The sequence below is a fragment of the Rhodococcus sp. OK519 genome, assembly GCF_003051005.1.
In the GTDB taxonomy this organism is placed as follows: Bacteria; Actinomycetota; Actinomycetes; order Mycobacteriales; family Mycobacteriaceae; genus Prescottella.
The window spans coordinates 412,023-422,722 of sequence record NZ_QAOW01000001.1 but is presented as its reverse complement, the minus strand read 5'-3'; the positions used below and the strand labels follow the sequence as shown (position 1 = coordinate 422,722).

The window sequence follows — 10,700 nt, the reverse complement described above, 5'->3', positions numbered from 1 at the left end:
GATCGCAATCGTGCAGACTCGCCGAACCCCGATCATTTCCGAGGGGTCACCTATTGCGGTCGATCACCGATTCACCTGGGTTGAGCACACCGGGTCAATCTACAGGGTCACCCCGCCAGAACCCATTTCCGGACTGTTCGTCAGACGTTCACTCCGTGACGTCGAGCGCAGCGATCACCTTGGTCGGACGAACCCTCACCACGAGTTCTCCCGGCACGCCGTTGCGGCGCCCGAACTCCTCCGCCCGCTCCTCCCCCATGTAGCGGCGACCGATCTCGGTCGCGACCCGCAACAACTCGTCGGGATCGGAGGACACAGCGGCGTCTCCCTGGATCTGCACGAACGCGTACGGCGGTTCCTCGAGGTCGACGCACAGTGTGACTCGCGGATCCCGGGCAATGTGACGTCCCTTGGCGGTGGACGCCCCCGTGTTGAACACCACGTCGTCCCCATCGAGTACGAACCAGACCGGGACGACGAGCGGTCGACCGTCGCCGGAGAGATAGCCGATCTTGCCCGTTCGGGTTCCCCGCGCCAGGAACTCCCGCACATCCGGGTCACGCAAACTGTCACGCAGACTGCTCACCCGTCGAACAGTACGCGGGTCGGCGGCAGTGCACCGGGCTCATTTCAGGAAAGGACTTCGACCAGAGTCGTTGCCGAGTCGCCCACCATGTACTTCTCGATCCCGTCGAGATGCTTGCGCCAGAAGCCCTGTGCCGCAATCGCGTCACCGCTGCGCAGATGGGCCAGCAATTTCGTGTAGGCGCGGTGCGCCGCCCGAGCAGCCGGCTTGTCCTGCTTGTCCCCGTGCGACGCGATGAACAGTGCGTTGTGCGCCTCGATGATGTGCACGAGCATGCCCGCGAGCACTGCGAGGGTCTCGTTCCCCGCCAGATCGACCAGGCTCTGGTGCAACTGGACGTCGTGGTGTGCGAACGCTGCCGCATCGTCCACGAGTGCGGCGCCCTCGTCGATCAGCGTGGCCAGACGATCGAGTTGCTCCGCATGGCCCGGGCCGGCCAGCACGCCCACCGCCGACACCTCGAGCGAGGCGCGCGCACGATAGACGTCGACCAGCGGCGTTCCCTGGTATTGCAGCAACAGACCGGTGTAGCGAGCGGCCACGGACGCGTCCGGCGCCATGACCCGGGCACCACCCCGTGCGCCGCGGAGCACCGTGATGATCGACTCGGATTCGAGGATCCGGAACGCTTCACGGAGGGTGGGACGCGAGACACCGAACTGCTCCATGAGCACCGACTCGTTCGGCAGCGGATCACCCGCGCCGAGTTCGCCGGTGATGATGCGCCGACGCAGATTCGCAGCGACGAGCTCACCCGCCTTGGGCACCCGCACCACAGTCGACTTCGATCCGACCGCCACGTTGTCCATCTCCTCGGCTCCCGTCCTGGCAGACGCCAGGACTCGGTACCGATGAAGAGTACAAGGCTTTAATTGTTTCTTCCCCTCGCGACGGCACAATCGGTCGATGCCGTCAGTAACGACGAGTGGAAGCAATGCTACCGATCAGTAGCCCCACCCCGTCACCGCGTCCCGAATCGGGCAAACCAGTCGATCAGGCCCGGGTCGTCGACAGCACTCCGGTCGACCACCCGCCCCGCGTCACCACCCTGGAACAGACGTTTGATCGGCACCTCGAGTTTCTTCCCGGTGCGGGTGTGGGGAATCCCCGGAGCAGCGACGATCTCGTCCGGCACGTGCCGCGGAGACACCTGCTCACGGATGGCCGCACGGATCCGCTCGCGCAGAGCATCGTCGAGTTCGAACCCATCGGCGAGAACCACGAACAGCGGCATCCAGTAACCGCCGTCACTTCTTTCGGCGCCTATGACAAGCGCCTCGGCGATCTCCGGTAGCCGCTCGACCGCCTGGTAGATGTCCGCACTCCCCATCCGGATGCCGTTGCGGTTGAGAGTCGAGTCCGAGCGTCCGTGCATCACCACCCCACCTCGCGCCGTGATCGAAATCCAGTCGCCGTGCCGCCAGACGCCGGGGAACGTGTCGAAGTAGCTGGCGCGGTAGCGGGCGCCGTCCGGGTCGTTCCAGAACCCGACGGGCATCGACGGGATCGGACGCGTGATGACAAGTTCCCCCACGTCACCGCGGACCGGGCGCCCCGACTCGTCGAAAGCGTCGAGGGCGACCCCGAGGTACGGCGCCGACAACTCCCCCGGCCACACCGCGGTGATCCGCGCTCCCCCGACGAAGGCCGACACGACGTCGGTTCCGCCGCTGATGGACACGACGGGGACGTGCGCGCCCACGTTCTCGGACAGCCACCACGACGAGGACGCCGGCAGCGTGGACCCCGTGATCCCGACCGCGCGCAACGCACGCAGATCGTGATCCTTCACGGGGACGACGCCCGCCTTCTGACACGCGAGGACGTAACCGGGGCTCGTACCGAGCACGGTGACCCCGAGTCGGGCCGCCGACTCCCACAACCGATCCTGCGCCGGATAGGCCGGACTGCCGTCGTAACAGACGATGGTGGCGCCCGCCAGCAGTCCGGCTACCTGGAAGTTCCACATCATCCAACTCGGACTGGTGTACCAGAAGAACGTGTCCTCGGCACCGATGTCCATCTGTAGCGCAACGGCTTTCAGATGCTCGAGCAGGACTCCGCCGTGACCGTGCACGATGCCCTTCGGAAGGCCCGTGGTGCCCGACGAGAAGACGATCCACAGCGGGTGGTCGAACGGCACCGGGACGGGTTCGAGGGCGGCGTCGCCGGCGGTGGCCTGCAACCAACCCAGTGCACCCTCGACGGCGTCGTTCCGCAGTCGCGAGACCAGAACGGTCGCGGCGAGCGTGGGCATCCCGGCGCGCAACCGCTCGACCTCGTCGGTCCGGGGATGTTCCCTGCCGCCGAAGCGGTAGCCGTCGGCGGCGATCAGCACGGTCGGCTCGAGTTGTCCGAGGCGGTCGAGTGCCGCGGGGGCGGAATAGTCCTGCCCGCACGCGGCCCACACAGCGCCGAGGCTCGCCGTCGCGAGGAACGCGACGATCGCCTCGGGGACGTTGGGCAGGTAGCCGACGACGCGATCGCCGGGTTCGACGCCCAACGACCGCAAGGTCGCGGCGAGAGCACCCGTCTGCCGGAGGAGTTCGGCCCAGTCGATCGCCTCGTGGTCGCCGGCCTCGTTCTCGTACACGACGGCGGGCCTGTCGCCGCGCGCGTTCCGCACCACCTGCTCGACGTAGTTGAGGCGCGCATCCGGAAACCACACCGCACCGGGCATGGTGTCGACAGCGAGAGCCGGGCCGGGATCCGTCGCGGACTCGACGTCGAAGTAGTCCCACACCGACTGCCAGAAGGCTCCGAGGTCGTCGACCGACCACTCCCACAGGGCTCGGTAGTCGGGAAGCGTCAACCCGGTACGCCGCTCGACCCAGCGCGCGAAGTCGGTGATCCGGGCACCGTCGACGTCCGCGTCGCTCGGTACCCACTGGGGTCGGGTCTCGGTCGTCTGCTCGCCCGTCACGCAGTCACCTCTCCCTCTGCCGTCCGATGCCGGAGCGCCGAACGATCTCTTCCGCGTGCCGTAGCACCGGCGCGTCCACCATGCGGCCGTCGAACGCGAACACACCTCGCTCCCGGGTCGACGCCGCGAGAACCCTTTCGGCCCAACCCAACTGCTCGGCTGTGGGCGCGTAGGCATCCCGGATGACGCCGATCTGACTGGGGTGGATCGCGACCTTGGCATCGAAGCCGACCGCGACGGCATCCTCGCACTCGGTAGCGAGTCCGTCCAGGTTCGGGATGTCGAGGAACACCGAGTCGAGCGCGAACCTGCCGGCGGCCTTCGCTGCCAGCAGCGCGGCCGACCGGACGTGCCTTGCGACATCCCGATAGGCGCCGGTCGCGTTCCGGCTCGACGTACCTCCCAGCGCTGCGACGAGATCCTCGGCACCCCACATGACTCCGACGGCGTTCTCGGCCTGCGCGGCCTCGTCGATCACGAGCGCCCCGCGCGGCGACTCGACGAGCGCGATCACCGACAGCGGTGCGAGATCGAGGACCTGATCGACGGACTCGCACTTGGGGAGCATCACCGCGGTGTACGGCGTCCGGTCCAGCGCGGCACAGTCGAGCGCGTGGTCGTCGGTACCGTGCGCGTTGACCCGGACAACGGTGTGATCCGGGTCGAGTGGGACGTCGACCAGTGCCCGGCGCGCGGCATCCCTGTCTGCGGGCGCGACGCCGTCCTCGAGGTCGAGAATGACGACGTCCGCGACGGAAGCGGCCTTCGCGAAGCGCTCGGGCCGGTCGGCCGGGCAGAACATCCAGGCGGGGCCGGGAATCACTCCCGCCCAGATGCTCTCGATGCTCCGCCCACCGCTCATGCCGGCTTCTTCCGCACGAGCGTCTTGCGGATCGCGGTCGCCACGACGTCGCCGTGCTGATTGCGACCGGTGTGCTCGAACGTCACGATGCCCTCCCCCGGCCGGCTGCGGGACTCGCGCAGATCGGTCACCACGGTCTCGGCGTAGAAGGTGTCGCCGTGGAACAACGGCTTGGGGAACGCGATCTCGGAAAATCCGAGGTTCGCGACGATGGTCCCCTGCGTCAACTGCGCCACCGACAGGCCGACGAGCGTGGACAGCGTGAACATCGAATTGACCAGGCGCTCACCGAACTGCGTCTCCGCGGCGAACGCGGCGTCGAGGTGCAGTGCCTGCGTGTTCATGGTGAGCGTGGTGAACAGGACATTGTCGGCCTCGGTGATGGTGCGTCCCGGCCTGTGCGCGTACACGACGCCGGTCTCGAACTCCTCGAACCACAGCCCACGCTGGACGATCTTGCGCACTACCACTCGTCAGACCCCCAGTTCCCGTGCAATGAGCATCAACTGAACCTCGGTGGTGCCCTCCCCGATCTCGAGGATCTTGCTGTCGCGATAGTGCCGGGCCACCGGATACTCGTTCATGAAACCGTATCCACCGAAGATCTGGGTGGCATCGCGCGCATTGTCCATCGCGGCCTCGCTCGCGACGAGTTTCGCGATCGACGCCTGCTTCTTGAACGGCTTGCCCGACAACATCAGTGCCGCGGCGTCGTAGTACGCGGTTCGCGCGACGTGGGCACGTACCTCCATGCGCGCGATCTTGAATTCGATCGCCTGGTTGGCGCCGATCGGACGGCCGAACGCCTCCCGTTCCTTCGCGTACCGGACGGACTCGTCGACGCAACCCTGCGCGGCGCCCACCGACAGAGCCGCGATCGCGATGCGGCCCTCGTCCAGGATGCGGAGGAAGTTCGCGTAGCCGCGACCGCGCGTGCCGAGCAGATTCGCCTCGGGCACGCGCACGTCCTGGAGCGTCAGCGGATGGGTGTCGGAGGCATTCCATCCGACCTTGTCGTATGCGGGTTCGGCGGTGAACCCGCGGGTGGAGGTCGGCACGAGGATGGTGGAAATTTCCTTCTTGCCGTTGTCGGTCGCGCCCGTCACCGCGGTCACCGTGACGAGCGTGGTGATATCGGTGCCGGAGTTGGTGATGAACTGCTTGTTGCCGTTGACGACCCATTCGCCGTCGGCGAGTTCGGCGGTGGTGCGGGTGCCGCCCGCGTCGCTGCCGGCACCCGGTTCGGTGAGACCGAATGCTGCCAGCGCCTTTCCGCTCGTGAGCTGAGGCAGCCACTCCTGCTTCTGCTCCTCGTTGCCGAAGCGGTAGATCGGCATCGCACCGAGGGAGACGCCGGCTTCGAGGGTGATTGCGACGGACTGGTCGATCTTGCCCAGTTCCTCGAGGGCGAGGCACAGCGCGAAATAGTCGCCGCCCATGCCGCCGTACTCCTCGGGGAACGGCAGCCCGAACAGGCCCATGTCGGCCATGCCGGCAACCACCTCGTACGGGAAGGTGTGGTTGGCGTCGTGTTCCGCGGAAACGGGCGCCACGACGTTCCGGGCGAAGTCCTGGACGGTCTTCGCGAGCTGCCGGTACTCGTCGGGCAGCGATCCGGTGGACAGGTAGTCGGTCATGACGCGGCAACCTCCGTCGAGAGTTCGGGTGACTGTTCGGATTCGGTTGCGGGACCGACCCGCGCGAGCGGCTGGTCGACCTTGACCTGATCGCCGACGGAGACGAGGATCTCGACGACGCCGTCGATCGGCGCGGTGAGGGTGTGCTCCATCTTCATGGCCTCGACGACCACCACGGCGCTACCGGCGGTGACGCTGTCCGCCGTTGCGGCGTGGACGGAGATGACGGTGCCGGGCATGGGGCTGGTCAGCTCTGCCTCGCCGGCGTGGATATCGTCGTCGCGGACACTCGCCTCGCGCAACTGCGAGACGATCCACGTGCCGCCTCCCCCTGCCAGCCACAGGGTTCCGTCGTCCTCCGCGACGCGGTAGGTGTCGCGGCGGCCGTCGACCACCACTTCCAGTGTGCCGTTGTCGAGTCGCGCTGCGACCGTGCGGTTCTCGCCGCCCTCGATATGCACGGCACCATCGTCGGGCATGCCGGCGAGCAGCACGTGCTCGGTGCGCTCGCCCGAGCGCACCCGGAACGAGATGGGCCGGGCCCCACCGGCCCGCCATCCGGTGGGCGCGTCCCACGGGTCCGAGGTTGCCGCCGACCACAGCCCGATCCAGTGGTGCGCCGCCGCCGCGACGAGGACGTCGTCGGTCGGGGTGGCCGCGTGGAAGTCACCGACCCGGCGGTCGAGCAGGCCGGTGTCGAGTCGTCCGGCACGGACGTCCTCGTCCGTGAGCAGGAACCGCAGGAAGCCGATGTTGGTGACCACACCGAGCACCGCGGTGTCGGCCAGTGCGCGGTCGAGCCGGCGCAGCGCCTCGTCGCGGTCGTCGCCGTGTGCGATCACCTTTGCGAGCATGGGGTCGTAGTCGCTGCCGACGACCGTGCCGTGCCGCAAACCGGAGTCGACGCGCACCCCGGTCCCGGTCGGCTCACGCAGACCGAGCACGGTGCCGCCGGTGGGCAGAAAGCCACGAGCAGGGTCCTCCGCATACACGCGGGCCTCGATCGCGTGCCCGGTGAGGGTGACATCGCCCTGCGTGAAACCGAGCACCTCACCGGCCGCGGTCCGCACTTGCCACTCGACCAGGTCGAGTCCCGTCACCATCTCGGTGACCGGGTGCTCCACCTGCAGGCGGGTGTTCATCTCCATGAAGAAGAACTCGTCGGGCCGGTCCGCGGACACGATGAACTCCACCGTCCCGGCCCCGGTGTAGTCGACGCTGCGAGCGGTGTCGCAGGCGGCGGTGCCGATGCGGGCGCGGGTCGCGGCGTCGAGCAGCGGCGACGGCGCTTCCTCGATCACCTTCTGGTGCCGGCGCTGCAGGCTGCACTCCCGCTCGCCGAGATGCACGACGTTGCCGTGCGCATCGGCCAGGATCTGCACCTCGATGTGCCGGGGTCGCAGCACGAATCGCTCGAGGAACAGCGTGTCGTCGCCGAACGACGATGCTGCCTCGCGGCGCGCGCTGACCAGCGCGGCGGACAGGTCTCCGGCGTTCTCGACGAGGCGCATGCCCTTGCCGCCACCACCGGCGGACGGTTTGACCAGCACCGGATAGCCGATGTCGTCGGCGGCCGCGACCAGATCGGCGTCGGACAGTCCGGGCCTCGCGATGCCCGGCACCACCGGAACACCGAACGCTGCCACCGCATTCTTCGCGGTGATCTTGTCGCCCATCACCTCGATGGCCCGCGGCGACGGGCCCAGAAAGACGATGGACGCGTCCGCACACGCGGCCGCGAAAGCGGTGTTCTCGGAGAGGAACCCGTACCCGGGATGGATCGCCTGCGCGCCGGTGCGCTTCGCAGCGTCGAGGACTCGGTCGATGTCGAGATAGCTCTCGCGCGCCGCGGCGGGTCCGATGAGCACCGCGGTGTCGGCCTCACGCACGTGCCGCGCACCCGCGTCGGCCTCGCTGTAGACCGCGACCGAGCGGATGCCCATCTCCCGGAGGGTACGGATCACCCGGACCGCGATCTCGCCGCGATTGGCCACCAGGATCGTCTGGAACTGCGTCGTCATGTGTGCCCTCACATCCGGAACACGCCGTAGGAGACCGGTTCGAGTGGTGCGTTCGCACACGCAGACAACGCCAGTCCGACAACGGTTCTGGTGTCGGCAGGGTCGATCACACCGTCGTCCCACAGCCGTGCGGTCGAGTAGTACGGATTGCCCTGTGCCTCGTACTGGGCCCGGATCGCGTCGGGATCCCGGCCTGAATCCTTACCGGATCCGACGGCACCGAGCACCGACGCGGCCTGCTCGCCGCCCATCACCGAGATGCGGGCGTTGGGCCACATCCACAGGAAACGCGGCGAGTACGCCCGCCCACACATCGAGTAGTTGCCCGCGCCGTACGAGCCGCCGATCACCACCGTCAGCTTCGGCACCCGCGCGCACGCCACCGCGGTGACCATCTTGGCGCCGTGCTTGGCGATGCCACCGGCCTCGTACTCGCGGCCGACCATGAAGCCGGTGATGTTCTGCAGGAACAACAGCGGGATGCTGCGCTTGTCGCACAACTCGATGAAGTGGGCGCCCTTCATCGCGGACTCGGCGAACAACACGCCGTTGTTCGCGACGATGCCGACCGGGTGGCCGTGGATGCGAGCGAAGCCGGTGACGAGGGTCTTGCCGTACTCGGCCTTGAACTCCTGGAAGCTCGAACCATTGCCGGCACCGCCGACGCCCCCGTCGACCATCCGCGTGATCACCTCGCGCACGTCGTACGGGATGCGCGGGTCGGTGGGGACGACGTCGTACAGCTCGTCCTGGTCCGCGACCGGCGCGACCGTCTCGGCCACATCCCACGGGCGCGGCGCCCGCGGACCGAACGTCGACACGATGTTCCGCACGATGCGCAACGCGTCGCGATCGTCGTCGGCGAGGTGGTCGGTGACGCCGGAGATCTTGGAGTGCAGGTCGCCGCCGCCGAGTTCCTCGGCCGTGACCACCTCACCGGTCGCGGCCTTCACCAGTGGCGGGCCGCCGAGGAAGATCGTTCCCTGGTTGCGCACGATCACGGCCTCGTCGCTCATCGCCGGTACGTACGCACCGCCCGCGGTGCACGACCCGAGGACGGCCGCAATCTGGGGAATCCCTCTGGCACTCATGGTCGCCTGGTTGAAGAAGATGCGCCCGAAGTGCTCGCGATCCGGGAACACCTCGCCCTGCATCGGCAGGAACGCCCCACCGGAGTCGACGAGATAGAGGCACGGCAGGTTGTTCTGCAGCGCGATCTCCTGCGCCCGCAGGTGCTTCTTCACCGTCATCGGATAGTAGGTGCCACCCTTGACGGTCGCGTCGTTCGCGACGATCACACACTCCCGGCCGGATACCCGGCCGATGCCGCCGATCACCCCGGCGCCGGGGCACTCGTCGTCGTACATGCCGTTCGCCGCGAGCGGGGCCAGTTCGAGGAACGGACTTCCCGGATCGAGCAGGGCGTCGACGCGGTCGCGCGGCAGCAGCTTGCCGCGAGCGATGTGGCGCTCTCGCGACCGCTCGCTGCCACCGAGCGCTGCCGAAGCCAACTTGTCGTGCAACTCGGACACGAGCGCGATGTGCTGCTCCCGATGGGAGGTGGCTGATGCGGTTCGAGCGGTGGTCACGTCACCGTCCTCGCAGGTCGATGGATACGATGAGCTTCGGTTAATTTCGACTAACTGAAATCAGGTTATGCGTGATTAACTGAGTTGTCCAGATCACACGAACGGGAAAATATGACCGATGACCGACGTCGATGGTGAAGTGGGCACGGCACCCGGCAGGCGCAGTCGGGCGAAGGCGGACCGCCGCCGCGACCTGCTCCGCGCCGCCGCGCGACTGATCGCCGAGCGCGGCTTTCCGGGTGTCCGTCTCGAGGATCTCGGCTCGGCGGTCGGCATCAGTGGTCCGGCCGTGTACCGGCACTTCCCCAACAAGGACGCCCTGCTCGTCGAGTTGCTGACCGACATCAGCGAGCGTCTGCTCGCGGGCGGCACCGACGTCGCCGAGCGGGTCTCGAACCCTCAGCGGGCGCTCGAGGAACTGGTCGACTTCCACCTCGACTTCGCGCTCGGCGAGCCCGACCTGATCCGGGTGCAGGATCGCGACCTTCACTCGCTCCCCGACGACGCCCGGCGCCGTGTCCGGCAGACGCAGCGCCGATACGTCGAGATCTGGGTGAGCGTGCTGCAGCAGCTCGACCCCGCTGTGGACGCTACCCGCGCCCGCATCGCCGCACACGCGACGTTCGGCCTGATCAACTCCACCCCGTACAGCGCAGCGTCCCCGTCCGTCGAGGCGACGAACGGGGACGTGACGCGTGAAGTTCTGCGGCGAATGACGTTGGCCGCGCTCACAACCGGAGCCCGATAGGTCAGGTCCGCTTGGAGGTGATCGACGTGTATGCGAGCGTCAGGATCGCCGCGGCCGCGATGCTGATGATCCACCGCCACCAGTCGATTCCGGACGTGTCTCCCTTGTCGCTGATGAGGCCCCAGATCCAGTAACCGAGCAGGGCACCGATGATGCCGATCACGACGGTGATGATCCAGCCCATCGCCTGCTTGCCCGGAATGATCAGCCGGGCGAGGACGCCGATGACCGCGCCGAAGATGATCGTGCCGATGATCTCGCCCATCACGGGCTCCTTCCCTACGCCCCCGCCATGCGCGGAACACGATTCCGCCCTGGCTCGACGGTACGACCT

10 protein-coding genes are annotated in these 10,700 nt (G+C 67.8%); 1 reads left to right on the top strand and 9 read right to left on the bottom strand.

Annotated elements, in window-relative coordinates; translation table 11 throughout:
- Window positions 1–148 precede the first annotated feature (148 nt).
- From C8K36_RS02145 to C8K36_RS02110, 8 genes are all read right to left on the bottom strand, one after another.
- Window positions 149–565 (bottom strand): PPOX class F420-dependent oxidoreductase, encoded by a 417-nt coding sequence (locus tag C8K36_RS02145; protein WP_107983699.1) that lies wholly within the window; start codon window positions 563–565, stop codon window positions 149–151.
- 65 nt (window positions 566–630) lie between these two features.
- Window positions 631–1,386 (bottom strand): FadR/GntR family transcriptional regulator, encoded by a 756-nt coding sequence (locus C8K36_RS02140; RefSeq protein WP_107983698.1) that lies wholly within the window; start codon window positions 1,384–1,386, stop codon window positions 631–633.
- A 161-nt stretch (window positions 1,387–1,547) separates the two neighbouring features.
- Window positions 1,548–3,509 (bottom strand): acetoacetate--CoA ligase, encoded by a 1,962-nt coding sequence (locus tag C8K36_RS02135; RefSeq protein ID WP_107982792.1) that lies wholly within the window; start codon window positions 3,507–3,509, stop codon window positions 1,548–1,550.
- A gap of 4 nt (window positions 3,510–3,513) precedes the next feature.
- Window positions 3,514–4,371: an HpcH/HpaI aldolase/citrate lyase family protein gene (locus tag C8K36_RS02130; RefSeq protein WP_107982791.1), complete on the bottom strand. Its 858-nt coding sequence runs from the start codon at window positions 4,369–4,371 to the stop codon at window positions 3,514–3,516.
- Window positions 4,368–4,841: a MaoC family dehydratase gene (locus tag C8K36_RS02125; RefSeq protein ID WP_107982790.1), complete on the bottom strand. Its 474-nt coding sequence runs from the start codon at window positions 4,839–4,841 to the stop codon at window positions 4,368–4,370. The genes C8K36_RS02130 and C8K36_RS02125 overlap by 4 nt, the downstream gene beginning before the upstream one ends.
- 3 nt (window positions 4,842–4,844) lie before the next feature.
- Window positions 4,845–6,008 carry an acyl-CoA dehydrogenase family protein gene (locus C8K36_RS02120; protein WP_107982789.1) on the bottom strand — a complete coding sequence of 388 codons (1,164 nt, stop codon included), beginning with the start codon at window positions 6,006–6,008 and terminating at the stop codon, window positions 4,845–4,847.
- The gene (locus C8K36_RS02115) at window positions 6,005–8,029 is read right to left on the bottom strand and encodes an acetyl-CoA carboxylase biotin carboxylase subunit (RefSeq protein ID WP_107982788.1); all 2,025 of its coding nucleotides are present in this window, start codon (window positions 8,027–8,029) and stop codon (window positions 6,005–6,007) included. Before C8K36_RS02115 ends, C8K36_RS02120 begins: the two co-directional genes overlap by 4 nt.
- Before the next feature lie 8 nt (window positions 8,030–8,037).
- Entirely contained in the window at window positions 8,038–9,618 is a 1,581-nt protein-coding gene (locus C8K36_RS02110; RefSeq protein ID WP_107982787.1) for a carboxyl transferase domain-containing protein, read from the bottom strand.
- 118 nt (window positions 9,619–9,736) lie between these two features.
- On the opposite strand from C8K36_RS02110, the gene C8K36_RS02105 reads away from it, so the two are divergent.
- Complete coding sequence (locus C8K36_RS02105) at window positions 9,737–10,366, top strand: TetR/AcrR family transcriptional regulator (protein ID WP_107982786.1); 630 nt, start codon at window positions 9,737–9,739, stop codon at window positions 10,364–10,366.
- Between the two features lies 1 nt (window position 10,367).
- Here C8K36_RS02105 and C8K36_RS02100 read toward each other — a convergent pair whose 3' ends face one another.
- Entirely contained in the window at window positions 10,368–10,631 is a 264-nt protein-coding gene (locus C8K36_RS02100; RefSeq protein WP_107983697.1) for a GlsB/YeaQ/YmgE family stress response membrane protein, read from the bottom strand.
- Between the last annotated feature and the right edge of the window lie 69 nt (window positions 10,632–10,700).